Origin of the sequence: Promicromonospora sukumoe 327MFSha3.1 (genome assembly GCF_000385135.1) — a bacterium.
In the GTDB taxonomy this organism is placed as follows: Bacteria; Actinomycetota; Actinomycetes; order Actinomycetales; family Cellulomonadaceae; genus Promicromonospora; species Promicromonospora sukumoe_B.
Genome location: NZ_ARQM01000012.1, coordinates 173488 through 199690 on the forward strand (window position 1 = coordinate 173488; position 26203 = coordinate 199690).

The following is a 26203-nucleotide window of genomic DNA, read 5'->3' on the forward strand; positions in this document are numbered from 1 at the left end:
GGCGATGCCGGTCCGCTCGCGGTTAGCATCCCGAGCGAGGGCCTATGCCGGGTGTCACGCACGACCCGGACCAGGCCGCCCACGAGAGGGGAAAAGTGACCGCATCACCGCCGTCGGGCCCAGCACTGCAGCTGGGCGACACGACCGCACGCACGCTGCTGGCGGAGACCACGTCGGCCGCCGACGCGAACGCGGTGTACGAGCGGTTGCGGACGCGGTGGGGCTCGATCGCCCCGGTCGACCTGGAGCCGGGCGTCCCCGCCTGGCTGGTGCTGGGGCACTCCGCGGCCGTGGGCATGCTGCGCGACGACCGCACGTTCATCAAGGACCCCTCGATCTGGAACGGGCACGGCGCGGGCCTGCTCGGTCCCACCTCGACCCTGCACCTGGTGCTGGCCAAGACCCCCAAGCCCACCCTGGCCGACGCCGACGGCCCCAAGCACGCCCGCCTGCGCCCGCCGGTCGACGACGCGCTGGAGCAGATCGACGAGACCCGCGCCGGCGCCATCACCCGACGGCTGTGCGGCATGCTCATCGACCGCTTCGAGGACCGGGGCCGGGCCGACCTGGTCGCCGAGTACGCCGCGGTGGTCCCGTTCCTGGTGCTGTCCGAGCTGGACGGCCTGGAGCCCACGCAGGCGCAGCGCCTCCAGGAGATCACCCGGGCGATCTTCGAGGCCGGCGCGGACGCCCGCGCCCTGACCGACGAGCTCCGGGAGATCGTCACGGGGCACATCGCGTACAGCCGCGAGCGCGGCACCCGGGACATCGCCGGGGTGCTCTCGGTGCACGCCAACTTCGAGCACGACCTGGAACGTGCCCAGACGCTGACGGCGATCACCGCCGCCGCGACCGAGGCGCTCATGGCGTGGATCGCCCAGACCCTCGTGCTGGTGCTGAGCGACCCCCGGTTCTCGCACCGCATCTCGGGCGGCCGCCTGCACATCGACGACGCGCTCGACGAGGTGCTGTGGCGCTCGACGACCAACCCGAACCTCATGCCGCGGTTCGCGGTGCGCGACGTGGAGATCGACGGGAAGCTGATCCGGCGCGGCGACCCGGTGGTCGTGGCCGTGCACGCCGCCAACCACGACCCGCTGGTCCAGTCCGACGACCCGTGGGACACCGTCGGCAACCGCGCCTACCTGTCGTTCGGCGCCGGCGCCCACCGCTGCCCCGCGCCGCGGCTGGGCCGTGTGGTCTCGCGGATCGCGGTGGCCGAGCTGCTGCAGCGCCTGCAGGTCACGCTCGACGGCGACCCGGACAAGGTCGAGTGGGCCACCAGCCCGTGGATGCGGTTCCCGGCCCGGCTGCCGGTCACCTTCCCCTCCCCGCGCGAACAGGCGCCGCCCCGGCCCCTGTTCCCGACGACGGCGCCGCCGGCGCACTAGCGCGGACCCGCAGGTCAGCCCGTCGCACCCGACCCCGGTCGGTGCGGCGGGCCTCTTCTTTGTGCTCATCTTCTGATCCGTTGTGTGATGTTCTGTTACATCTGTGCGCCCGGCGCATGACACATTCTGGGCGGCTGATTGACAGAACCGCACAGCATCGGCCATTGTTGCCGTCGCACCAGCCGCCCGCCCTCGACGACGAGGAACATCAGCGATGTCCGCTTCACAAGTTGAAACTCTTCAGCACACTAATTCACACTCGCCACCACGGCGGCTCACCGACGGTCAGTTCGCCCTGCTCCTGCTCCTGCCCGGCGGCGCCCTGCTGCTCGGCGTCGTGCTCTACCCGCTCGTCGCGGCGCTGGTGACGGCGTTCTTCGAGCAGAGCCTGGTCGTCCCGGGCCGCACGTTCGTCGGCCTGGCGAACATCGTCGACGTCCTGACCGTCGACTTCCCGCGCCTGCTGTGGCAGACCCTGGTCTTCACGGTCGGCACGACGATCTTCCCGTTCGTCATCGGCTTCGCCCTGGCCCTCGCCCTGAACACCCGGATCCGCGGCGCCAAGGTGCTGCGCGGCCTCATGCTCATCCCCTGGCTCGTGCCCGGCGTCGTCGTCTCGTTCCTGTGGATGTGGATCTTCAACGCCAACTACGGCGTGCTGAACGCGCTCCTGGAGACGCTCGGCCTGATCGACGGGCCCGTGGCCTGGCTCGCCCAGCCCGGCACCGCCATGACGGCGGTCGTGGTGGCCAAGACCTGGCAGTCCTTCCCCTGGATGATGGTCATGCTCCTGGCCGGCCTGCAGACGGTGCCCCGCGAGCTGCACGAGGCCGCGGAGATGGACGGCGCCGGCACGGTCCGCCGCTTCTTCTCGATCACGCTGCCCCAGGTCAAGGGCATCGTCGGCCTGGTGCTGCTGCTGGAGCTCATCTGGAACTTCCAGCACTTCGACATCATCTACGTCCTCACCGGGGGCGGCCCGGCCGGCGCCACGCAGACGTTCGCGACCGCCGTCTACGAGACCGCCTTCCACGGGTTCGACCTCGGGCACGCCGGCGCGCTCGGCCTGCTCTGGATGGTCCTGCTGATGGGCCTCGTCGTCGTGTACATCCGCTTCTCCGAGAAGGGAGAGGGCAAGTGAGCGCACTGACGCCGACCCGCACGCCCGTCCCCCGTCCGCAGGCCACGCCGGACTCCCCCGCCCCGGTCCGCAAGGCGCGCCGCGGCGCCCTGCGCTCCGAGCGCCGCGGGGTGCGCATCGCCGCCTGGGCCGCCGTGGTGGTCTGCGGCGGGTTCGCCCTGCTGCCGGTCTACTGGCTGCTCGCCACCGCGCTGACCCCGCGCGAGCAGGTCTTCGCCTACCCGCCCCGGCTGTTCCCCGCGGCGCCCACGCTCGACGCGTTCGCCGCGCTGGCCGGCAACGAGCAGCTGTTCGTCTACCTGCGCAACAGCCTGCTGGTCTCGGTGCTCACCGCCGTGCTGTCCGTGCTGGTCTCGGCGTACATGGGCTACTCGTTCTCCAAGTTCCGCTACCGCGGGCGCCGGTCGCTCATGTACTTCGTGCTGGCCTCGCAGATGTTCCCGCAGGCGCTGCTGCTGGTGACGCTCTACTCCCTGTTCAGCGCGTACGGCCTCCTGAACACCTACACCGCGCTGGTGCTGAGCTTCACCACGTTCACGCTGCCGCTGTGCGTGTGGATGCTCAAGGGGTTCTTCGACACGATCCCCGACGAGCTCATCGAGGCGGCCCGGGTGGACGGCGCCTCGCGGCTGCGGATCATCCACGCGATCGTGCTGCCGCTGTCGGCCCCGGGCCTCATCGCCGCCGGGCTGTTCGCCTTCGTGCGCGGATGGAACGACTTCATCTTCGCCCTCACGCTCGCCGGCCCCGAGAAGCAGACCCTGCCGCCGGGCCTCGTGAACACGTTCGTGGGCGAGGCGTCCACCGCCTGGCCCGAGCTCATGGCCGCGTCGCTGGTGGTCTCGCTGCCCGTGGCCATCGCCTTCATCGCCCTGCAGAAGTACCTGGTCGGCGGCCTCACCGCCGGCGCCGTCAAGGGCTGACGGCGCGGGGCGGCCACCGCCGTCCCCGCCGCTGCCCCGCAGTCTCCGTACGCCCGACCCTCATCGTGGAGGATTCCCATGCCTGCCTACCCCGCCCTCGACACCACCGCCCTGTCCCGCCGTCGCCTGCTGCAGCTGATCGGCCTCGGCGCGGGCACGCTCACCCTGGCCGCCTGCGTGCCCGAGGCCGGCCCCGCCGCGCCGCAGGCCGCGGGCACCGCGGCCGCCGGGGCCAAGACGGACTTCAGCTTCGCGTCCTGGTCGCTGACCGAGGAGACGGCCGCCCCGGCGATCCGCGAGCTGCTCGGCCAGTACGCGGACGCCAACGACGTCGAGGTCCGCGAGGTCTCCTACCCGTACAACGAGTACATCAGCCAGCTCACGCTCCAGGTCAAGGGCGGCCAGGTCACCGGCGCCGTGCACGTGGACGTCGCGTGGCTCGGCTCGCTGGCCGCGCTCGGCAAGCTGCAGGACCTCGGCCCGCTCGCCCAGGGCGCCGACTACACGCAGGCGGGGCTCACGGCGTCGCAGTTCGACGGCGTGCAGTACGGGCTGCCGTGGAACATCGGCGCGATCGGCCTCATCGCCAACTCCGGCCTGCTCGAGCAGGCCGGGATCGGCGACGCTCCCGCGACGGTCGACGAGTTCGAGGCCGCGCTCAAGGACCTCAAGAAGCTGGGCGGCGGCGTCGTGCCCTACGCGGCGTCCACCAAGGCGGCGCAGCTCAAGGACGTGCTGATCTGGATGGAGACGTTCGGCAGCCCGCTGCTGGACGGCGGCAAGGTCACCATCGGCGACGACGCCAGCGTGGAGGCCGTCACCTGGTACAAGTCGCTCTACGACCAGGGCCTCATCGCGGCCGACGTCGACCGGTTCGACGCGCGGTCGCTGTTCGCCCAGGGCCGCGCCGCGATCTACGACGACGCGATCGTCGGCCGGGACGCCGTCGTCTCCGAGTCGCCCGACAAGAAGCTGGCGGACAAGCTCACGGCCTGGTCCCGCCCCGTGCTCGCGGCCGGCGACACCCCGCGCGCCCTGGTCTGGGGCGGCGCCCTCGCCGTCGTCCAGGGAGAGGGCGCGGAGACCGCCGCCGACTTCGCGAGGTGGATGACGTCGGACGTCGAGGTCGCCAAGCAGTACTTCGCGGCGCGCGGCCTGCCGCCGGCCACGGAGTCGGCGCTGGCCCTGCCGGAGGTGGCGGACGACGCGTTCGGCGCGCAGTTCGCCGAGCGGATCACCGCCACGGCCACGACCAACCCGTTCTGGGTCTACCCGCAGTACGCCCAGATCGAGACCGTCATCGCCGAGCAGGTCCAGGCGGTGCTGGTGGGCAGCGCCGAGCCGAAGGCCGCCATGGAGAAGGCCGGCGCGGCCGCGCAGAAGCTGGTCGACTGATGCGCGGGCTCAACAACCCCGGCCCCCGCGCCGTCACGGCCGCCCTCGCCGCGGCCGTGACCATCGGCGCCGCACTGCCCGCGGCCGCCGCCGCGCCCCGGCACGCGGCGCAGGTCGACCAGCTCCCCTTCACCGTCGACTCGTCCAACCAGGCGGGCTGGTGGAAGCCGCTCGACGTGGTGGACGGCGTCACCTACGTCGCCTACAACGCGCCCGGTCCGACGGCCGCGACGCACGAGGTGCACGTGGCCGCGCGCGGCGCTGACGGCGACTGGACCGACGGCTGCCTGCGGGCGGCCGACGGCGCCTGCGTCACCTTCGCGGACGACAACGGCCACAACCAGCCCTCGATCGTGGTGGACGGCGACGGGCACGTGCACGCGTTCGTCTCCATGCACCACGAGCAGTGGAACTACTTCCGCACCACGACGCCGGGCGACGTCACCTCGCTGGTGGACGTCTCGGCGCAGATGCCGGACCAGGACCTCGCCATCACCTACCCCGTGACCGCCCGTGGCGCGGACGGCGACGTCTACGTCATGGTCCGCGCCGGCGCGGACCAGCGGCAGGCGCGGACGGGCAACCTGTACCGCTTCGACACCGCGGCCGGCACGTGGTCGCGGGTCGCCGTCGTCGCCGACGCGGTGGGCCACTCGTTCTACCCCGACGACCTGAAGGTGGGCACGGACGGCCGCGTGCACGTGCTGTGGGAGTGGGGCCCCTGGCCCGCCGACCCGTCGCGGCACCTGGGCTCGTACGCCGTGTACGACCCGGCCGACGGCTCGTTCCGGGACGCCGCGGGCGACGCGCTGGCCACGCCGATCACGCCGACGACGCCGGGGGCCGTGATCTACCAGCCGTACACCGCGGGCGAGGAGATCGGCTCGTACTGGCCTGCCCTGCAGACCGCGAAGCTCGCCGTGCACGGCGACACGCTGGACGGCATCGCCTACCGGTTCCGCACCGAGGGCGTCACGGCGTTCGACGGCTACGACGTCCGGTACGCCCGTTGGGACGGCGCCGCCTGGCAGCGGGAGACCGTGCTCGACCTGGCCGGGCTCGGCCCGGGCGTCGAGACGTCGGCGGCCATCGAGACGACGTCGGCGGGCGCCACCACGCGGGTGTACGCGGTGGTGGAGACCACCTCCTGCGTGACGGGCCAGCAGAGCGCCGTCGTGCGGGCCGAGCGGGTGCGCGGCGAGAGCACGTGGCGGTTCGGCACCGTGGGCGAACCGAGAACGGGCGCCCAGCGGCTGAGCGCCGTGACGGCGCCGACCGGCACGGACCAGCTCTACGTCACGGTGCCGAGCGCCGGGCAGCTCTTCCACGCCACGCTCCCCCGCACGGGCGGTACACCGGCCGGCACCACCGCGGCCCAGCTCGTGGCGGACCTGCGCGGCGAGGCCACCCGGACCAACGTCGCCCGGGGCGCGGACGTGACCGTGTCCTCGACGCTGCGTGCCGACACCGGCGGCGAGCTCGCGGTGGACGGCTCCTGCACGGACGCCAGCCGCTGGATCTCCGCGCTGGACGACACCCAGCCGGTACTCACCGCCGACTGGGGCACGCCCACCGCCGTCGACACGGTCCGCGTGCGCAGCGGCTACAGCAAGGCCACCGGCACGGCCGACGTGCTGCGGGACTTCTCGGTCGAGCTGCACACGGCCGCCGGCTGGGTGCCCGTGGGCCAGGTCAGCGGCAACACGCAGGGCACGGTCACCCTCACGTTCCCCGCCGCCACGGCCGACCAGGTGCGGCTGCTGGTCACCGACCCGTCGGCGTCGGCCACCGACGTCGCGCGGGTCTACGAGGTCGAGGCCCTCGCCGTCGACGGCTAGTCCCGCTCCACCCCCGCACGCCCGCCCCGCACCCCCACCAGCACTCTTGACCAGCACCAAGGAAACAAGGAGAACATGCGCACCCAGACGGTAGAAGCCGACATCGTCGTCGTCGGAGGGGGCCTCGCCGGCGTCTGTGCCGCCGTCGCGGCCGCCCGGATGGGCCGGCAGGTCGTGCTGATCAACAACCGGCCGGTGCTCGGCGGCAACTCGTCGTCCGAGGTGCGGGTGTGGGTGTGCGGGGCGACCGCGCACGGCAACCAGCGATGGGCCCGGGAGACCGGGATCATCGGCGAGATGTACGTGGAGAACCAGTACCGCAACCCCGAGGGGAACCCGGTCTACTGGGACGACGTGGTGCTGGACACCGTGCGGCGCGAGAAGAACATCCGGCTGTTCCTCAACACCGACGTCCGCGAGGTGCGCGCCACGGGGCCGGACGACGCCCGGCGCATCGAGTCGGTGACCGGCTGGACCATGGCGTCGGAGATCCTGACGACGTTCACGGCGCCGGTCTTCCTGGACTGCACCGGCGACGGGCTCGTGGGCCACCTCGCCGGGGCGCGGTACCGGCTCGGCAAGGAGAGCCACGCCGAGTTCGGCGAGGAGTGGGCGCCGCCGGAGGCGGTGCGCGAGTTCCTGGGCTCGACGCTGCTGTTCTACACCAAGGACCTGGGGCACCCGGTGAAGTACGTGGCGCCAGAGAGCGCCATCGACATCTCGGGCACGCCCATCCCCGAGCACCGCATCATCCGCAGCGGCGACTCCGGGGCGCACTACTGGTGGATCGAGTGGGGCGGCGAGCTCGACACGGTCGACGACAACGAGCGGATCCGCGACGAGCTGCGCGGCGTCATCCTCGGCATCTGGGACCACATCAAGAACTCCGGGAAGTTCGACGCCGACAACCTGACCCTGGAGTGGATCGGCAACGTGCCCGGCAAGCGCGAGTACCGCCGGTTCATCGGCGACTACACGCTGCACCAGGGCGACATCGTGGGCCAGACCGAGTTCGCCGACGGCGTCGCGTTCGGCGGCTGGTCCATCGACCTGCACCCCGCGCAGGGCATGTACGCCACCGGGGCCGGGGCGCTGCAGCGCTTCTCCGACGGCGTCTTCGAGATCCCCTACCGGTCCCTGTACTCCGTGAACGTGGAGAACATGCTGTTCGCGGGCCGCGACGTGTCGGCCACGCACATCGCGTTCGGCGCGGCGCGCGTCATGGCCACCTGCGGCGCCATGGGCCAGGCCGCGGGCACCGCGGCGGCCCTGTGCGTCGAGCACGGCACCACGCCGCGCGGCGTGTACACCGACCACCTGGACGAGCTGCGCCAGACGCTGCTCGCCTGGGACGCTCCCCTGGTCGGCGTCGCGAACGCCGACGAGCGCGACCTGGCCCGCCGGGCCCGCGTCACCGCGTCCAGCACCGCGACGACCGTCGCGGCCCCCGTGGCCGCCGCGACCGGCGACCCCTACGACGACTTCGACGTGCACGACCTCGACGTCGACCTCGGCATCGCGCTGCCCGTGGACCCGCGGCTCGACAGCGTGGACCTGCTGGTCTCCGCCCGCAGCGACACGACGCTGCGCGTCGAGGTGTACTCCACCGGCAAGAGGCAGAACGTGGTGCCCGCCCACCTGGAGGCGGCCACCGACGTCGTCGTCCCCGCCGGCGACCACCGCTGGGTCACGGCCCACGTGCCCTTCGCCCCGGAGGTGCCGCAGAACGCCGTGGTGGTGCTGCGCGCCAACCCCGACCTGGCCGTGCACACCACCACCGCCCTCCCGCCCGGGGTGCTCACCCTGGTGCACCGCGTCGACAGCGACGACCAGAACGTGCAGATCAGCACCGACGAGCTGCTCGTGCAGTGGCCCACCAAGCCGCTGCGCGGCCGGTCGGTCGTCTTCCGGACCGCCCCGGAGACCCGCGCCCTGGCGCCCGAGCGCGCCACCGGCGGGTACCACCGCAACCACGGCGGGCCGAACATGTGGGCCTCGGAACCCCTGACCGCAGGCCGCGACGAGTGGCTGCGCCTCGACTGGGACGAGCCCGTCACCCCGGGCGAGGTGCGGGTCGTGCTCGACGACGACCTCGACGTCGAGCTGAACACGCTGCACCACCACCGCACCCCGCACGAGGTGCTGCCCACGCTGGTCAAGGACTACCGCGTCGAGGTGCTGCCCGCCGGCGGGCAGGAGTGGGTCACCGTCGCCGCCGTCACCGACAACCGGCAGCGGCTGCGCGTGCACCCCCTGCCGGACGACGTCGGCGCCGTCCGCTCCGCGCGTCTCGTGGTGGCCGCCACCAACGGCGCCGAGCAGGCCCGCGTGGTCGCGTTCCGGGTCCAGGAGCGATGATGCCCGTCGTGTCGCCGGTCCCCCGCCGCCGGGCGGGCACCACTACGCTGTCGGTCGTGCACAGGAAAGAGCGCACCGGGATCGTGGCGCTCGCCGTGCCGGACCTGGAGGAGCCGTACTTCGCCGAGCTGACGGCGCTGCTGGTGCGGCGCGCGGACCAGCGCGGCCTGTCGGTACTCATCCAGCAGACCGCCGGCGACCACGAGCGCGAGGTGAACGTCGCCAACGGCATCGGCCTGCCCCCGACGGACGGGCTGATCCACATCCCGCGCGCGCTGTCGGTGGCCGACCTCACCCGGCGCGCCACGCCGGGGCCGCTCGTGCTGCTGGGCGAGCACATCCTGGTCAGCCCGTTCACGCACGTCACCATCGACAACCGGGCCGCGTCGTACGCCGCGGCGGAGCACCTGGCCCAGGTCGGCTGCGCCCGCGTGGCGTACGTCGGCACCCGGGACGCGCGCCCGTCCGACGCCGCCGACCGCCGGTACACCGGCTACCGGGACGCCGTGGCGGCCCTGGGCCTGGCGCAGGACCCGGACCTGGTGGCGCAGGTCGACGCGTTCACGCCCGACGAGGGCCTGCGCGCGGTCGCGGACCTGGTGCGGCGCGGGGTCGCGTTCGACGGCCTGGTCTGCGCGAACGACTCCGTGGCGTTCGGCGCGCTGGTCGCGCTGGAGGCCGGCGGGCGGCGGGTGCCCGACGACGTGGCCGTGGTGGGCATCGACGACGTGCGCGGCGCGCGCTTCACGGTGCCCGCCCTGACCTCGGTCGCCCCGGACAAGGAGGCGCTGGTCGAGCGCGCGCTGAGCGAGCTCGAGCGGCAGATCGCCACCCCGCCCGGCGGCAACCTGCCCGTGGAGCACGTGGTGGTCGGGGCGCGCGTGGTGCCCCGGGCCAGCACGGCCCGGTGAGTCCGGCCCTTCGGTCAGTCCTCCGGCACGACGACGAGCTCGCCGACCTGGTCCGCCAGGGTCGCGCGGGCCGCCGCGTCCAGGCCGTCGTCGACCACGAGCCGCTCCACGTCGCGCAGGTCGACGACGGTGGTCAGCCCGACGACGCCCCACTTGGAGTGGTCGGCGAGCACGACCGCCTGGCCGCCGGCGGCGAGCAGGGCCCGGTCGGTCTCGGCCTCCAGGAGGTTGGGCGTGGTCAGGCCGGCCTGGAGGTCGATGCCGTGGGCGCCGAGGAACGCGATGTCGAGGTGCAGGTGCTCCAGCGAGCGCACCGCGACGGGACCCACCAGGGAGTCGGACGGCGTCCGCACGCCGCCGGTCAGCACCACGGACTGGGTGTACGGCTCGTCGGAGCGGTCGGGGCGGCGGAACACCTCGGCAACAGGGAGGGAGTTGGTCACCACGGTGAGCTCCGGGACGTCCCGCAGCTCCTGGGCCAGCACCCACGCCGTCGTGCCGCCGGACAGGCCCACCGCCATGCCGGGCTCGACCCAGGCCGCGGCGTGCCGCGCGATCGCGCGCTTCTGCTCGACCTGGTGGTGCATGCGCGTCACGAAGGTGCGGTCGTGCCGCGTCGTCTCGCTCTGCCGCGCCGTGGCGCCGCCGCGCACCTTGTCGAGCTTGCCGTGGTCGGCGAGCACGTCGATGTCGCGGCGCACCGTCATGGCGCTCACCCCGAGCTCGTCGGCGAGCTCCGCGATGCTCGCGGCGCCGCGCCGGGCGACCTCCTCGACGATCCGCGCCCTGCGCTCGGCGACCAGCACACCTACCCCTTTCGACGACCGGCTCAGTGTGCCACGAGCCGCGCGCCGCGCCGTCGAACCGCGCCCTGCCCGAGGAGTTCCGCGTGACCGTGACCGCACCCGCCGGCCTGCCGAGCCCGTACGACCGGTGGTTCCCCGGCAGCCTGATCGACGGCACCTACGGGTACGACCGGGACGCCCTGCTCGGCGTCGAGCCGGCCGCCGAGCCGGACGGCTTCGCCGACCTGTGGCGGTCCTGGTACGCGGCGGCGCGCGACGTCGCGCCCGACGTGGTGGCCGGGCCCGCCGTGCGCCAGGGCGCGCACGACGTCTCGGTCGTCACGTTCACGGCCGACGGCGGCCTCAGGCTGCGCGCCTGGGTGGCGCTGCCGGTCGGCGTCGAGCCGCGGGTGGGCGTGGTGCACAGCCACGGGTACGGCGGCCGGGACGCGCCGAGCTTCGAGCGGGTGCCGCGCGACGCCGCCGTCGTCTTCCCCGTGGCGCGAGGGCTCGGCACGCTCAACGCGGGCGTGGGCGCCCCGGACACGAGCGCGCGGCACGTGCTGCACGGGTTCGGGTCGGTCGAGACGTACACCGTCGGGCGCAGCGCCGTGGACCTGTGGCACGCGGCGTCGGCCCTGCTGGACGTGCTGACCCTGCGCGACGCCGCCCTCGGGAGCCTGCCGCTGTACTTCGTGGGCACGAGCTTCGGCGGCGGCATCGGCGCGCTGGCCGTGCCGTGGGACGACCGGTTCGTCGGCGCCACCCTGGAGGTGCCGACGTTCGGGCAGCACGACCTGCGCCTGCGGATGCCGTGCACCGGGAGCGGCGAGGCGGTGCGCCACCACGTGGCCGAGCACCCCGAGGCCCGCGCGGTGCTCGCGTTCCACGACGCGTCGGTGGCGGCGGGGTACCTGCGCGTCCCGACCCGCGTCGAGTGCGCGGCCTGGGACGTGCACGTGCCGCCGCCGGGCCAGTTCGCGGTCGCGGCCGGGGTGCGGCGGGCGTCGTCGGCGGGCACGGGGGCGAGCCTGGAGCTCGCGGTGCACTCCGCCGGGCACGCGCAGTACCCGGGGATGGCACGCGAGCTGGCGACGGCGTTCGCGGCGACGCGGGCTCACGTCGGGGCTTCTGTCGCTGCGGCCGCCGCCGCTACCTCGGGAGGGTGAGGATCTCGGCGCCGTCGTCCGTGATGGCGATGGTGTGCTCGCTGTGCGCGGTGCGGCAGCCAGTGGCGCTGCGCAGGGTCCAGCCGTCGGCGTCGACGACGAGCTCGTCGGTGTCGGTCATGACCCACGGTTCGAGCGCCAGCAGCAGGCCCGGGCGCAGCCGGTAGCCCCGGCCCGGCCGGCCCGTGTTCGAGACGTGCGGGTCCTGGTGCATGGTCGAGCCGATGCCGTGCCCACCGAACTCCGTGTTGATCGGGTACCCGGCCGCGCCGAGCACCGTGCCGATGGCGTGCGAGAGGTCGCCGATGCGGGCCCCGGGGCCGGCGGCGGCGATGCCCGCGGCGAGCGCGCGCTCGGTCGCCTCGATGAGCGCTCGGCTCTCCTGCGCCTCGGGTCCGGGCTCGCCCACGACGAAGCTGATCGCGGAGTCCGCGGCGATCCCGTCCAGGGACACGGCGAGGTCGAGGGTGAGCAGGTCGCCGTCGGCCAGGGTGTAGTCGTGCGGCATGCCGTGCAGCACGGCGTCGTTCACCGCGGTGCAGATGTAGTGGCCGAACGGCCCGCGGCCGAAGGACGGCGCGTAGTCGACGTAGCAGGACTGCGCCCCGGCGTCGGCGATCAGGTCCCGGGTCCAGCGGTCGATGTCCAGGAGGTTGGTGCCAGGCGTGGCGCGGTCGCGCAGCGTCCGCAGGAAGCCGCCGACCAGGGCGCCCGTCTCCCTGGCGCGGGCCAGCTCGGTGGGGTTGAGGATCTCGATCATGGGGTGCCCTTTCTACCAATAACTATCCCGGCAATGTTATACCGGTATTAGAATCGGTGTCATGGTCAGGCTGCCGCTCACCCCCGCCGACGTCGAGCGCGGACAGCGCCTCGGCGCCCTTCTGCGCCGCGCCCGCGGGGACCGCTCGATGCTGGAGACCGCGCTCGACGCCCGCGTCTCCCCCGAGACCCTGCGCAAGATCGAGTCGGGCCGCGTGGCCACGCCCGCGTTCTCGACGATCGCGGCGATCGCGGGCGTGCTGGGCCTGTCCCTCGACGAGGTGTGGGCGGAGATCAGCCGGCCCGAGGGCGCGCGGGACCGGCTGGTCTCCTAGCTGGCGTCAGATGGGGTGGGCCCAGGAGAGGTCGGGGCGGCGTGACCTGGGGCGGACTCGACCAGGTGGCCCGTACGTCGGGCGTGGCTGTCGAGGTGGTGGGCTGGGCCGGTAGGCGATCAAGCCGTGGCCGGGGGTGGCCCGGCAGCCGATCGAGTAGCGGCTGCGTGGGGTACGGCCGGGCGCAAGGCCGGTCATGTCGACGGCCGGAGCCGCGGCACGGTCGCGGGCCGGGGTGGCGTCCAGAACGTGGTTGAGCTCGCCGGTCACCGACGCGAGAAGCGCCGTTGAGCGATTCCCGGCCGGCTCCTGGTCAAAGGGCGGTTCCGAAGCAGCGGTCGCTGGGGCGTCACCGAGCGATTTGAAATCCGCGTCCGGTGCCGACCCGCCGACCGACGCGTCACCGAGCCCGCTGGCACCCACGATCGGTGTCACCGCAGGGGGCGAGGGAGCGTCGGAGGTGGAGGACGTGTCACGCATGGGTGTCGCGTTCAGGGTCCTGGCGGGTGTCGGCGGCGTGGGCGCGACCGAGACGTACGTGTGCCCTGTCGGGGTGACCGTCTCGACCGCGTGCCGGCCGTTGAGGTCGGTGGTCTTCTGTGACCAGCCCGGTGCTTGCTTCGCGTGGTTGCACCTGGCACACAGGCCTTGGCCGTTGTCGAGGCTGGTCGGGCCGCCCTCCGCGTACGGGGTGACGTGGTCGGTGTGTCGGATGGGGGCGTCGCACCAGGTGGTCGCGCAGATGCCCTGTTCCCGGGCTCGCAGCAGGCTTGCGAGTCCCTGGGGGTGAAACCGCGACGTAGATGTCGTGGCCAGGAGGCGACCGTGCGGGTTGACGTAGATCGAGCGCAGCCAGGCGGTGTCGGTGTCGATCGCGTGCGCGGCGAGGTTGCGGGCGACCGGGGCCGGGACGACGCCCGCACCGGAGGGCGCGCCCTCGACGACCACGGCTGGCTGGTTACCGCCCGCGAAGAGGGTGTCGTCCGAGACCAGGAGATTGATCGTCACCGGGACATCGTTCGCGTGGCCCGGTTCGCGGGCGGTGACGCGTTCGATGAGGGTGTCGGCCATGATCTGCCCGACCCCTCGCTCGTCACCCGTGGCCTTCGCGGTCTCGGCCGTTGCCTTGAGCTGGGCGTAGGCCTGCACGCCCTGTGCCATCGGGACCAGGGCGGTGAGGTAGACCATGAGATCGGGTGCCGGGCGGATGGACACGCGACGTTCGGTCACGGCCTTCGCGTTGCGCTTCACGCACGCGTGCACGTCGAGCTGGGCGGCGAGTTCCTTGATCCGTGCGATGAGCCGCCGGGTGCTCATCTTCGCCAGCTCGGCCAGGCGTGCGGGTCCGCAGATCTCTTCGTCGATCAGGGCGCGGTGTTCCAGGGACAGGTGGGAGGTCTCGCGGACCAGGATGGTCGCCCGCCACTGCGACAGCACTCCGGCCTGCATTGCGGCGAAGGTGTGGGGCATCTGCGTGACCCAGACCCGGGACGTGGAGACGAACCCGGCCCCGGCGTGCGGGCTGACTCGCAGGGCGGCACTGACCTGGTTGGGGACACCCCGCCCACGCCGCTCGGCCCGGATGCTCTGCCGGGCCTCATCGGCGCGTGTTGCCTCGTCCAACGCGACCGTCAGCCGGGCCTGGGTCGCGGTGATGGCGTTCTTCACGGACTCGAGCTCGCCGAGGAGGTCGACCCACTCGGCCTGCACCGCACGCGAGACATCAGCACTTCCGGACTCGATGTCAGTGGCACCGGGCAAGATCATGCCTGCGAGGGCCTCGCGAACCGCCCGCACGCCCGCCGCGTCGACGGCCCCGCCGGGCGCGGATGCACCGGAGGCACCGGACATCCCGGCGGCATCGGACGTCCCGGCACGACCGGGCAGCACCGACCCGGCAGGCCGCCTCGCCCCGTTCCCGGGCAGCACCGATCGAGCGGCCTGCTCGCCCGCCGATCCTGGCACCTCACCCGTTCGCGTCATGCCATCAACATATAGCACACACGTACGCACCGCTCGTTGAATCGACCCGATCTGCCATCAGCAGAATCGACTGCGCCTCACGACAGAACCCTGCGACTCGACGGCCGCGCTCGATGGCCGCGCAAGTGATCGGTAGAAGGTCAGGTGATCGGCAACTCGAGTTGCCGATCACCTGACCTTCTACCGATCACCTGGGCCCACGACCACACGACGCACCGAACCCGTGGCACCAGCCACCGAGCAACCAGACCCCGCCCGGCCGATCCCTCAGCTCCGCCCGGCCAGCACCTCCGCCCGCCCCTCCGCGCGGGCCCCCTCGATGAGCCGGTCCAGCCGCGTCCGGCGCGCGCGGAGCGCCCGGCGCACCGCCCAGCCGGCGAGCACCAGCACGAGCAGCACCAGGGCGTGCAGCAGCGGCAGGGCCCAGGCGGTGTCTGTCAGGACGATGTCGGCGGGCGCGGCCACACCGCCGCCCTCGCCGCCGCCCTCACCACCGCCACCGCCGGCCCCGTCGCCGGCCACCACCGCCCCGACCACCGCCTCCACGCCGAACGGCCCGAGCGGCCAGACCCCGGGCACCTCGACGCTGACCTCGCGCCGTCCGCCGGGCAGCACCTCCAGCGCCTCCCCCTGCGGCGCGGAGGCGTCCGGCCCGCCGAAGCCGCTGTCCGCGCGAACCCGCGCGGTGGTGTCCAGCGCGACCGTCCCGTCGTTGACGACGGCGTACCGCACCACGAAGGACCCGGGCTCGAACAGGCCAGCCCCCTGCGTGAACGACACCCCGAGCAGCTCCGCGTCCAGGGCGGCGACCACGTCCCCCGGGACCCGCAGGTTCATGCGCACGCCGACCCGCGACTCCACCTGCATCTCCCCGCCGGAGCGCACCGACGCCGCGACACCGGCCGGGTGGTCGCCGGGCAGGGCGCCCTCGGGCGCCACCACCTCGACGGGCACCACCTCGGTCTCCCCCGGACCCACCACGACCTGGTCGGGCACGGTGATCCACGCGCCGCCGTCGACCGGCTCGACGGCGGACGGACGCATGTCGAAGCTGCCGCGCTCGGTCAGGTAACCGTCGTTGGCCGACAGCGCGAACGTCACCTCGTCCGCCGAGTGGTTGGTCACCGCCACGTGCTCCGTCGCCCGCTCGCCGGGGGCGAGCTCCAGGTCGACGACGCGGCGCCCGTCCGGCCCCGCGGCGTCGGCGGGTACTACGGACCAGGTGACCCGACCGTCGTCGGCCGCGACGAGAACGGGCGCGGCAGGAACGGACGCGGCGAGAGCCGGCGCGGCCAGAGCAGGCGCCGCGAGAGCCGGCGCGAGGACGGCGAGGGCGAGGATCGCCGCGACCTTCGTGGGGATGCGCATGCACGGATCTTCCTGGGTCGGTCGGTTCGGGCGACGTGTCAGACGCACAGATCACCCGGGTGACCTGTGCGTCTGACACGTCGGGGGTCAGCCCTCGAAGAGGGACAGCGTGAGGACGGACGAGTAGTCGCCCGGCGCCACGTCCGCGGGGGTGCGCAGCGTGAGGTCCGCGTTCACGTCCCACGGCCCGGCCTCGGACCCGGCGGCCCACGTGGACAGGAGCAGCTCCTGCCCCTCCAGGCCGACGGCGGCGCCGCCCGACCCGTCGGGGAGCACGCTGGACACGGGCTCGCCCGCGGCCACGTCGCCCGACGGCGACGGGGTCAGCAGGCGCGGCGCCCAGCCCAGGTACTCGGGCCCGATCGGCTCGCGGCCCTCGGCCGTGAACTCGCTCGCCTGGCCGACGACGGCCCAGTACGACCCCTCGGGGATCTCCTCGGCGTCCCGGGTGTCGGCCACGGTGACCGTGGGCAGGGTGCCGACGAACTGGCGCGCCTCGGCGTCGGAACCGTCCTCGGCCAGGACGACGCCGTCGTTCGGCGCCACGGACATCGTCAGGGCGCCCGGGGTGTTGTCCTCGATGCTGACGGACAGGTCGACGCCGGTCTCGTCGCCGTCGGCGGCCGTTGCCGTGGTCGCGGTGACCGCGAGCGCCCCGACCGTCGCGACGGCCAGGCCCGCGGCGGCCGCCGCGATCCGCTGGGTGGTGCGGTGGTTGTTCATGTCGTCTCTTCTCTTCGTGATGGCACTGCGTGAGGTCAGGAGCAGGACAGGGCCGGGACGGTGAGGTCGTGGCGCACGGTGACCTCCTCGCCGTCGACCGTGGCCGTGGCGGTCACCGAGGCGGCGCCCTCGGGCACCGACGCGGCACGCGTGGCGAACGACTGGTACGCGGCGTCGCCAGGCTCGACGCCGGACATCGACCGCGACCCGTGCTCGGTGGTCAGCACCACGTCGACCGGGACGTCCGAGCCGTTGACGGCGCGGACGGCGACGTGCGCCTTGCCCGCCACGCAGCGGGCGGACGCCTCCGCCGTCACGGGCAGGTCGGCCCCGGCGGCCGGCAGGGTCAGCGACCGGCGCTCCTCGGCGTTGCCCGCGGTGTCGGTGGCCGCGAACTCGATGACCTGCTCGGTCTCGGTGAGCGCGCGGGTGAACGGCCCGGTGTAGGTGCCCCAGAACGTGCCGGGTCCCTCCCACTGGATCCGGTCCACGCCGGAGCCGTCGCCGTCGGTGGCCTCCAGCGTGATCTCGACGCTCGCGCCCAGGTTCTCGACGGACGCCGTGGTCACGGGCGCGGCCGAGTCGACGCGCAGCTCGCGCTCCGCGTCGCCGGTGTTGCCCGCCGCGTCGGTGGCCGTCACGCGCAGGGTGTGCGTGCCGTCGGCCAGCGTGAACGGCCCGGTGTACGGCTCCGGGTCGGCGCCGTCGACCGAGACCCGTACCCGCGGGTCCGGGTCACGGTTGTCGGTGGCACGCACGGTGACCGTCACGGGCTCCAGGAACCAGCCCGACGGCGCGGCGGCCGGCGTCGTGGTCACGGTGACCGACGGCGGGGAGGTGTCCTCGGCGTCGTCCGGCTCCAGCACGAACACGACGGCCTCGGCCGGCACGTCCGTACCCTCGACCTCGCCCGCCACCAGGAACAGCCCGCCGGCCTCCGCGTAGTCGGCGGGGTCGACGTCGGCCCACGCGACCGGGATGCGGCTGTCCCGCGACCCGTCCGCGTACTCGGCCGTGACGGCGGCCGGCAGCACCGGCGCGGTACCCGCGAGGGTGACCACGGCGACGTTGTCGACCCCGACGACGTCGCCGGGCGCGCCGTCACGCACGTACACGGTGCCGGTCACGGGCTCCACCAGGTCGGGCGAGGTGCCCGTGACCTCGAACGAGCCGGGCTCGGCGACATCGTCCGCCGTGACCTGGGCCCAGGTCACGGGGACCCGGACCACGCGGCCGTCCTCGTAGACGGCGTCGAGCCGGTCCGGCAGGTCGGGCAGCTCGCCCACCTGCGTGGGGATGTGCACCGGCGTGTGGTCGATGGGGCCGAACGGGTCCTCCGGCTCCGGGTCGACGACGCCGCCGGTGCCCCAGACCTCCCACTCGGAGACACCGACGGCCGAGTACGTGTTCTCGTCCCCGCCCCGCAGGGCCTGGAACGTGGCCCGCAGCCGGGTGGTCTCCACGGGCTCGAAGGTGGTCGCGTTGAGCCCCAGGCGGTCGGTCGGGAAGCCGCTGGGGGCGGGCAGGTCGGTGAACGCCCCGGCGTCGGCGTCCCAGTACTGGATCTTCCAGGAGGTGGGGACGCGCACGTTGTCGCCGTTGGCGTCCGTGCCGTCGGACCAGAAGCGCAGGACCGAGCGGTCGACCCGGACCGGCGCCTCCCACGTGTACTCGAGCCACTGGCTGGCGGGTCGCGGGTCCTCGCCCCAGGTGGCCCAGGTGGCGTCGTGCGCCCCGCCCGTGCTGACGCCGGCGCCGTCGTTCACGGCGGCGACGCGGTTCCAGGAGGCGGTGTAGCTGGCCGTCGGTTCGGCCAGCGGGGCGAGGTTGGCGGGTTCGGCGTCCGCCGCCGCGGCGGGCACCAGGCCCGCCAGGGCCAGGATCAGCGCCCCGACGACGGCGGCGGCCCGGTGGCCGGGCGCTCTGCGAGTGGTGGTCATGCCATGTCCGCCTTTCCCGCGGTGAGCAGGACGCGCTGCGCGTCCCGGCGGCTGATCAGCCCGTCGGCGGTGAACCGCTCCGTGGTGCGCTGCACCTGGGCGAGGAAGTCAGCCCGGGTGGCGAACCCGCCGTCGGCCCAGACGGCGTCGAGCAGCGTGGTGCCGTCGGGACGGGCCGCGTTGGCGACGCCGCTGTCGAGGCCCGCGAACACGACGCGCGGCTCCGCCCGGCGCACGTACATGTGGTAGTTCGTGTGGTCGCCGGACCAGGCGGGTTCGAGCACGCGGTCGCCGAGCCGGAAGTAGCCGTCGCCGGTGGCCTCGAAGGCGCTGTCGAGGGTGCCGTCCAGGCCCATGTGCCCGTAGAGGGAGATGTCGAGGTAGCTGGTCGACGGGTCCCGGACGAGCAGCACCGTCGGCCCCCACTCGATGCTCTGCACGGCCGGGTCGTCGATGGTCGGCACGGCCCGGACGCTGAACGGCATGTCGACGTCGACCACGTCGCCCGACGCCCAGGTGCGGTCGATGCTCACGTACTCGCCCGGGACGGCGTCCAGGTCCTGGGCCACCCCGTTGACGCGCACCGTGAAGCCCTTGCGCACCCAGGCCGGAACCCGCAGCCGCAGGTCGAGCTCGCCCGAGCCCTCGACCGTCAGCCGCGAGGACCCGGCCTTCGGGTACTGCGTCTCCTGGACCACGCGCAGCCCGCGCTCGGGCCAGTCCAGCGTCGAGGCGAGGTAGAGGTTGACGTGCAGCGCGCCGCCGTCGGCCGAGCGCAGGTACACCGTGTCGGCGTACTTGACGTGGTTCTCCAGCCCGGTGCCGCCGCAGCACGTGCCGGTGTTGCCGTACTCGCGGCGGGTGCCGGGGTTGACGCCGTACATGTAGGTGACGTCGGGGCTGGTGTCGGACTGCGTGTTCCGCTTGGAGCCCACGATGTGGTTCAGCAGGCCGCGCTCGTAGAACTCCATGTACCTGGGGTCGAGCGTGTGCAGGTACAGCAGCCGCGACAGCTTGAGCATGTTGTACGTGCCGCACGTCTCGGCGTTGCGCGCCCCGATGTCGCCCGCGACGGTCCCGGGCGGGCCGAACAGCTCGCCCTCGCCGTGGCCGCCGTGCGCGTAGGTGCGGCCGGGCACGACCATGCCCCAGAACCCGGTGACGGCGTCCAGGTACCGCTCCTCGCCGGTGTGCTCGTAGGCCTTGAGGTAGCCGGGGAACTGCGGGATGTGCTGGTTGGCGTGCTTGCCGTTCAGGGTGTCCCGGCCCTCGGCGCAGGCGTCGACCAGCGGGTCCAGGTCGAACTTCCGGGCCGTGGCGAGGTACCTGTCCTCGCCCGTGATGGAGGCGAGGTCGCACAGCACCTCGTTCATGCCGCCGTACTCGCCCGCGATGTAGATGCCCCACATCCGGGTGAGCTGGTCGGCGGGCAGCGGGTCGAGGCGGCCGGAGACCCAGTCCGCCATCGGCGCCCAGACCTCCAGCGCCTGGTCGCTGTCGGCGAGCTGGTAGGCGTCCCGCAGGCCCGCCATGAGCTTGTGGCAGGTGTAGTAGGGCGCCCAGATCTCGCCGTACGGGGCGTACCCCTCCAGCCGGCTGAACTGCCACTCCCCGTACGCGGCGAGGAAGCCCGGGTGGCTGAACCGGTCCATGGCGGCGAGCGCCGCCTGGACCTCGCCCAGGCCGGCGACGACCTGGTCGACCTTGTCCTTGAACGTCTGCTCCCCGGTGGACGCCCACGCGAGCGCGAGCGCGGACAGGAAGTGGCCGCCGTAGTGGCCGCGCAGCAGGTTGGCGGTCTGCACGTTGGCGCGGCCGGGGTAGTCGTCGGGCCCCCAGGGCTGCTCGTTGGCGTGGCCGAAGCCCTCCCAGCCGCCGGGCGGGTTGGCGCCGCGGGTGTCGAGGCCCGCGTTGCGGCGGAAGACCGCCAGCACCCGGTCGACGGGGTAGACCCGCAGCAGGTGCAGGAGCTGGTCCTGCGACCGCGTGGCGACGCTGGGCGCGAGGCTCACGTCGGCGAGCGGGAACGGGGTGGCGAGCCAGCGGTCGGACGCCGGGGTCCGGTCCAGCAGGCGCAGGTACTTGCGAGGCAGGCGGGCGACCGCCGCCGCGCCCTGTGCGGCCGCGGCGGGTCCTGCCCCCAGCGGGGCGGCCGAGGCCGCCCCGCTGGTCAGCCCGAGGGCGGCGACGCCCCCGGCGAGGCCGGCTGCTCCGAGGCGGAGCAGGGACCGGCGGGAGACTTCCGTGTGCTGCGTGCTCGGGATGTCGCGGTGCATGGTGCTCCCTTCCGTCAGCCGCACGTGAGTGCGGGGTACTCGACACTGATCTGCGTGGTGCGGCCGGCGGCATCGGACGCCGTGACCGCGACGGTGCCCGCCGTGACCGACGCCGCGCGCGTGGCGAGCGACTGGTAGGCCGCGGCGCCCGGGGCGACGCCGGTGAACGACTTGTCGCCGAACGGGCTGGCGAATCCGATGTCCAGCGGCCCGTCCTCGTCGTTCACCACGCGAATCGCGAGGGTGGCGCGGCCCGCGAGGCAGCGCGGCTCCGCCGTCGCGGTGAACACCGGTCCCTCGGCGGGGTCGCCGAGCACGGTGAGCGTGAGCGTGGTCTGCGTGGTGCCGGCCTCGCTCACGTAGTCGGGCAGGATCAGCCGCCCGGTGACCACGTGCACGCCCGGCGTCTCGACGAGCGACTCGTCGAAGTCCCACTCGACGCCGATCGCCTGGTTGTCGCGCGACCCGTCGTTGTAGGACACGGCCACCCGGGTGGGCAGGTGGGGCAGCTCGCCGACCTCCACGGTCCGCTCGAACTGCTCCGCTCCCTGGATGGCGATGCCGTCCTGCGCCGTCTCCGGCCGCACGTACACCTGGGCCTGCGCGATCAGCCCGTGCTCGCCGTTGGTGCCGTACACCGTGAACGGCTCGACGTTGGTCTCGGCGACCATGGCCGGCGTGATCTCCTGCCAGGTGAACGGCAGGGTCCCCCGGGTGCCGCCCGAGTAGACGACGTCCAGCGCCGCCGGCAGCTCGGGCACGACGCCGACCGTGGTGCGCATGATCACCGGGCTCGCGACCGAGTCCACCGTGTCGCCGTTCACCCGCCAGCGCAGCACGCCCGTGCCCGCGCCGCCGGACTGCACGCCCGAGATCCGGATGCGCAGCGCGCTGGCTTCGACCGGCTCGAACGCGAGCTTGTTGTAGGCGTTCCGGGCGAGCGCCCCGCCGTAGGTCGAGCCGTCCGTGAGCGTGACCGGCGTCCACGTGGTGCCGTCGGTCGTGTACTCGACCACGTACGTGTCGGCCCGCGGGGTGCGGGTGCCGCCGTTGTCGTCGTACCAGTAGATGTCCGTCGAGCTGAGCAGCACCGGCGCACCCCACGAGTAGCGGATCCACGCGGCCTGCGCCGCGCTGGTGCCGTTCTGCGCCTGGCCCCAGGTGCCCCAGCCGTTGCCCGCGCCGGGGTTCGAGCTGGCCGGCGTGCTCTCCGCGTTGACCCGGGCCGGGTTCTCCCACGACGCCGAACCGCTCGTCGTGATGGTCGCCAGCCGCCCGAACTCGGCGGTGGTCTCGCGCTCGGCCAGCTTCACCGTGACATCGCGGGAGGTGCTCAGCGCCCCGTCGGTCGCGGTGAAGCGGAACACGTAGTCGCCCTCGACGGTGCCGGTCACCCGGGTGGTGAGGGCCTCGTCGTCTGCGAAGATCACACCCGCGCCCTCCGGCGCCGACACGGTCTCCCAGCCGTAGGTGAGCTCGCCGTCCTCCGGCACGCCGTCGTCGGTGGCGGTCGCCACCAGCACGGTGGACAGGTTGCCGTTCGCGGCGTCGTCCGACGTCGCGGTGACCGTGGGCGGGTCGTTCTCCACCGGCGGCACGGGCCGGCCGGAGTCGAACACCTGGACCTCGGAGATCGCGGTCCACTTACCAGGCGCGTTGGTGAACGAGACCCGCACCTTGTCGGTGGTCGCCTCGGGGAACAGCGCCTCGTTCGCCTTGGGGCCGGGCACCTTGGGTGCCTTGGCCTGCTCGGGCACCGCCGCCCAGCCGCCGTTGCCGTCCGGCACCTGGATGGAGTACCGGCGCGGCGGGGCGTAGCCGCCCGCCTGCCGGTCGTCGACGAACCAGACCTTGACGTTGTCGACCGGGACGGCCTCGCCCAGGTCGAGCTCGACGTACCCGGTGTCGCCGTCGGTGCCGTAGTTGCCCCAGTAGGGCTCGTTGACCGTGACGCCGTCGGTGACCGCGTCGAGCGAGACGGGCCGCTCGGTGGTCGCGATGGCGCCCGGCGTGTAGTTCATCGAGCTGGTGGAGAACCCGGGGGTGTGGAAGTTGCGCCACGCGGCCGGGCGGGCGCCGTCCTGCGTCGCGGACGAGCTCAGGGTCGCGCCCTGCGCCAGGTTCTCCGCGGGCTGGGTGAGGTCGATGCCCGCGGTCTTCAGGTAGGAGACCACGCGCTCGTCCTCGATCGGCGTGTCGACGGCGGAGGGCAGGTCGGCGCCCTCGTCGGCGACGACCGTGACGTCCAGGCCCTCGTCGGACTCGACGATCTCGTTGGCGGCCGGGTCGTAGACGAAGCCGCCGATCGCGTCGGCGCTCACCTTGCGCTCACCGTCGACGAACAGCGAGTAGCCGGCCCCGAGCCCGTAGTGCGTGCCGTCCGGGTCCCAGACGATGGTGACGTCCTGCCCGTGGTAGCGCAGGTTGTTCACCATGAAGTGGTCGTAGCCGAGGTCGATCGGGTCGAGCTCGATCCTGTCGTCGGACCGGGGCTGGATGCCGCCCATGTCCTCGACGAAGATGTAGCTCATGTTGCCGAGCATCACGTGGTTCGGGTTGTTGCGGTTGAAGGTCTGGTTGGCCGCGTTCCAGCCCGAGTAGTACTCGGCCTGGTTGGCCACCCGCGCGTCACCGTTCGGGTAGATGCTCCACGCCATCCAGTCGAGCAGCTTGGCCGCGTACTCGGGCGTGATGTACCGGTTCTCCGGGTCGTAGTCGCGCAGCGCGGCGCGCACCCCGCGGTACTGGACCGTGAAGTTGATGTTCGAGAAGTTGTTGGACCCGCCGATCGAGAACTTCGACCGGTCGTACTGGTTGGCCGTGTAGAACGGGAAGACCGGGAAGTTGTCGCCGTACCGCAGGAACCGGAACCCGTCGACGTACTGCTCCCAGTCGTCCGCGGGGATCAGGTTCTCCGCGTAGACGTCGTACAGGTTGGACTCCTTGGCCGGGATCAGGTCCCGCTCCCCCGCCGGCAGCGGGTTGGCGCTGCCGCCCGACGACGCCGCCGACGTCGCGCCGTGCGACGTGCCGGCGAGGAACATCTGGGTCTCCTCGCTCCAGAGCCGGTCGAGCACGGCCTCCTGGATGCGGTCGGCCTCGGCGGCCGTGCTGGTGACGCGCTCGGGGTCGGCGCCCGCGATCTCGTACAGCTTGCTGGCGGCGTCGAACGCGCCCCAGACGTACGCCGACTCGGGCCGCTCGATGGTGCGCGCGCCCGGCGCCCCGCCGTTGGAGCGCGGGTAGCCGAAGCTGATCGCGTCGGCGTCGTTGCCGGGCATGTAGTTGGTGTCGTAGGCGATCAGGCCGTCGTCGTTGCCGTCGTAGTGCTCGAGCTGGCCCACGCCGTCCTGCTCGAAGTAGTACGCGAACCGTTCGGCGACGTCGGCGCCGCCGCCGTGCACGTTGTACGCCTCCAGGCCGGCCGTACCGAGGTACTGGGAGTAGTGGTTGTTCCAGCTCGTGTGGCCCGGGCTGTCCAGGAACGCCGAGGAGCCGGACAGCTCACCGACGTTCAGCACCTGCCCGTAGGCCAGGTACGGGTTCCGGATCCACTTGGTGTCCTGCAGGTGCATCGGCTGCGTGAGCACCACCGAGTTCTGGTAGAGGTTCACGCCCTCGATGGTGGTCGGGTACTGGTAGACGTAGCCCGGCTCGTTCGCGTCCAGGCTGTTGTACCGCTCGCCCCACCAGCGGTACACGATCGCCTTCTCGATGGCCGGATCCGGCACGTCGATGTACGGGATGTCCTGCGCCCAGCGCTCGTTGAACGCGGTGACGCCGGTGCGGAACGCCTCGTCCGGGGTCAGGTCCGCGTACTCGCGGAGCTGGTCCTCGCCGTCGGGCAGGCTCGCCGAGTACAGGGACCCGACGACGGACAGGTCCACCGTGCCGCCGGCCGGCACCGTGACCTCGCGGTCCAGGTTGGTGCCGCTGCGCGTGAACCCGTCGGCCTTCAGGCCCACGGTGACCGACGACCACGGCGTGTCGACCAGGCCGTTGTTGGCGCCGCTGGTCAGGGTGCGGGTGCCGGTCAGCTCGTCGTCGGCGTCCGCGGCGCCGCGGGCGATCGGGGAGGCGGCGCGGACGGTGAAGGTGACGTCGGCGGCGCCCGGGTTGGTGAACGTGAGCGCGGACAGCGCGGTGTTGTCGTACGTGATCAGCTTGCGCAGGTCCGCCGTCACGCCCGTGGAGCCGATCGTGTAGCGGGCCTTGGCGTGGCTCGGCGCGTTGAACCGCGCGCTGCCCACCTCGGCGACGGTCTGTCCGGGCACGGTGATCGTGTAGAACGCGCCCAGGTCGTTGGGGCCGCCCGCGAAGGCGTTGCCGCCGAAGCCCATGGAGCTCCAGCTCGCGCCGCCCGCGCCGCGCAGGTACAGGGTGCGGCCGCGGGTCTGCAGCACGTTGTTGCCCGATGCCCCGGTCACGCCGAGGACCCTGTCCAGGTAGAAGTCGGTGCCCCCGGCCGCGACGTCGGCGTCGAAGATCGAGCGGTACATGCTGTCCGCGGTGTACGGGACACCGGGCTCCAGCGCGTCCTGCACCGCGTCCAGGTTGCGGTAGACGGGGTCGCCGATGTCGAGGGAGTCCGTCAGGCCGTCGGTGTAGACGCCGACGTCGTCCTCGTTGCCGGGCAGCACCGCCGCGCGTACCGCGGGTGCCGCGTGGGCCGCGGGCAGCACCGCCGCGCCACCGCAGACGACCATCGCGGCCGCGGCGAACGCCGCCACCGCGCCTCTTCGTGTTCGTGCCGACATCACATGTCCTCTCCGTCGACGGCCAGGCACTCGGACGGACGAGGTGTGCCGCACGGGCGGAGGCGGCACATCGCTGCGCACCCCACCCTGGCTCGCGACGTTGTCCGCCAGGTGGTGGTTCCCGCCGGCCCGCTCACCATCGAGGGGCCCG

Annotated in this window: 17 protein-coding genes; 9 read left to right on the forward strand and 8 right to left on the reverse strand. The window is 73.1% G+C overall.

Annotated features, from left to right (window positions below; translation table 11 throughout):
• Nucleotides 1–95 precede the first annotated feature (95 nt).
• The 7 genes from H291_RS30850 (at nucleotide 96) to H291_RS0119605 (ending at nucleotide 9957) form a co-directional block, all read left to right on the forward strand.
• Nucleotides 96–1391: a cytochrome P450 gene (locus tag H291_RS30850; RefSeq protein ID WP_020016713.1), complete on the forward strand. Its 1296-nt coding sequence runs from the start codon at nucleotides 96–98 to the stop codon at nucleotides 1389–1391.
• 214 nt (nucleotides 1392–1605) lie between these two features.
• Nucleotides 1606–2532, forward strand: a complete 927-nt coding sequence (locus H291_RS0119580) for a carbohydrate ABC transporter permease (protein WP_026365929.1) — start codon at nucleotides 1606–1608, stop codon at nucleotides 2530–2532.
• Nucleotides 2529–3455, forward strand: a complete 927-nt coding sequence (locus tag H291_RS0119585) for a carbohydrate ABC transporter permease (RefSeq protein ID WP_020016715.1) — start codon at nucleotides 2529–2531, stop codon at nucleotides 3453–3455. Before H291_RS0119580 ends, H291_RS0119585 begins: the two co-directional genes overlap by 4 nt.
• A gap of 78 nt (nucleotides 3456–3533) precedes the next feature.
• Complete coding sequence (locus tag H291_RS0119590) at nucleotides 3534–4850, forward strand: sugar ABC transporter substrate-binding protein (RefSeq protein ID WP_020016716.1); 1317 nt, start codon at nucleotides 3534–3536, stop codon at nucleotides 4848–4850.
• On the forward strand, nucleotides 4850–6688 hold the full coding sequence (locus H291_RS0119595) for a BNR-4 repeat-containing protein (RefSeq protein ID WP_020016717.1): 1839 nt from the start codon (nucleotides 4850–4852) through the stop codon (nucleotides 6686–6688). The genes H291_RS0119590 and H291_RS0119595 overlap by 1 nt, the downstream gene beginning before the upstream one ends.
• A gap of 75 nt (nucleotides 6689–6763) precedes the next feature.
• Nucleotides 6764–9046, forward strand: coding sequence for an FAD-dependent oxidoreductase (locus tag H291_RS0119600; protein ID WP_020016718.1), 2283 nt, complete (start codon nucleotides 6764–6766; stop codon nucleotides 9044–9046).
• Between the two features lie 56 nt (nucleotides 9047–9102).
• On the forward strand, nucleotides 9103–9957 hold the full coding sequence (locus H291_RS0119605; protein ID WP_232216116.1) for a LacI family DNA-binding transcriptional regulator: 855 nt from the start codon (nucleotides 9103–9105) through the stop codon (nucleotides 9955–9957).
• Between the two features lie 14 nt (nucleotides 9958–9971).
• On the opposite strand, the gene H291_RS0119610 is transcribed toward H291_RS0119605, so the two are convergent.
• The gene (locus H291_RS0119610; protein WP_020016720.1) at nucleotides 9972–10763 is read right to left on the reverse strand and encodes a DeoR/GlpR family DNA-binding transcription regulator; all 792 of its coding nucleotides are present in this window, start codon (nucleotides 10761–10763) and stop codon (nucleotides 9972–9974) included.
• Nucleotides 10764–10846: 83 nt separating this feature from the next.
• Between H291_RS0119610 and H291_RS0119615 the strand changes: the two genes are divergently transcribed.
• Nucleotides 10847–11911: an acetylxylan esterase gene (locus H291_RS0119615; RefSeq protein WP_051109575.1), complete on the forward strand. Its 1065-nt coding sequence runs from the start codon at nucleotides 10847–10849 to the stop codon at nucleotides 11909–11911.
• Here the strand turns inward: H291_RS0119615 and map are convergent.
• On the reverse strand, nucleotides 11895–12671 hold the full coding sequence (gene map, locus H291_RS0119620; protein ID WP_020016722.1) for a type I methionyl aminopeptidase: 777 nt from the start codon (nucleotides 12669–12671) through the stop codon (nucleotides 11895–11897). The two genes, H291_RS0119615 and map, sit on opposite strands and share 17 nt — an antisense overlap.
• Before the next feature lie 61 nt (nucleotides 12672–12732).
• On the opposite strand from map, the gene H291_RS0119625 reads away from it, so the two are divergent.
• On the forward strand, nucleotides 12733–13005 hold the full coding sequence (locus H291_RS0119625; RefSeq protein WP_020016723.1) for a helix-turn-helix domain-containing protein: 273 nt from the start codon (nucleotides 12733–12735) through the stop codon (nucleotides 13003–13005).
• A gap of 6 nt (nucleotides 13006–13011) precedes the next feature.
• Here H291_RS0119625 and H291_RS30855 read toward each other — a convergent pair whose 3' ends face one another.
• The 6 genes from H291_RS30855 to H291_RS0119655 form a co-directional block, all read right to left on the reverse strand.
• Entirely contained in the window at nucleotides 13012–14772 is a 1761-nt protein-coding gene (locus tag H291_RS30855) for an HNH endonuclease (RefSeq protein ID WP_157237223.1), read from the reverse strand.
• Between the two features lie 483 nt (nucleotides 14773–15255).
• On the reverse strand, nucleotides 15256–16356 hold the full coding sequence (locus H291_RS0119635) for a COG1470 family protein (RefSeq protein WP_020016725.1): 1101 nt from the start codon (nucleotides 16354–16356) through the stop codon (nucleotides 15256–15258).
• 87 nt (nucleotides 16357–16443) lie between these two features.
• Nucleotides 16444–17079, reverse strand: a complete 636-nt coding sequence (locus H291_RS0119640; protein WP_020016726.1) for a hypothetical protein — start codon at nucleotides 17077–17079, stop codon at nucleotides 16444–16446.
• Between the two features lie 35 nt (nucleotides 17080–17114).
• Nucleotides 17115–19019, reverse strand: a complete 1905-nt coding sequence (locus H291_RS0119645) for an Ig-like domain-containing protein (protein WP_020016727.1) — start codon at nucleotides 19017–19019, stop codon at nucleotides 17115–17117.
• Nucleotides 19016–21295 carry a glycoside hydrolase family 127 protein gene (locus tag H291_RS0119650; RefSeq protein ID WP_157237197.1) on the reverse strand — a complete coding sequence of 760 codons (2280 nt, stop codon included), beginning with the start codon at nucleotides 21293–21295 and terminating at the stop codon, nucleotides 19016–19018. The genes H291_RS0119645 and H291_RS0119650 overlap by 4 nt, the downstream gene beginning before the upstream one ends.
• Nucleotides 21296–21309: 14 nt before the next feature.
• Nucleotides 21310–26052 carry a galactose-binding domain-containing protein gene (locus tag H291_RS0119655; RefSeq protein ID WP_232216117.1) on the reverse strand — a complete coding sequence of 1581 codons (4743 nt, stop codon included), beginning with the start codon at nucleotides 26050–26052 and terminating at the stop codon, nucleotides 21310–21312.
• Nucleotides 26053–26203: the final 151 nt, after the last annotated feature.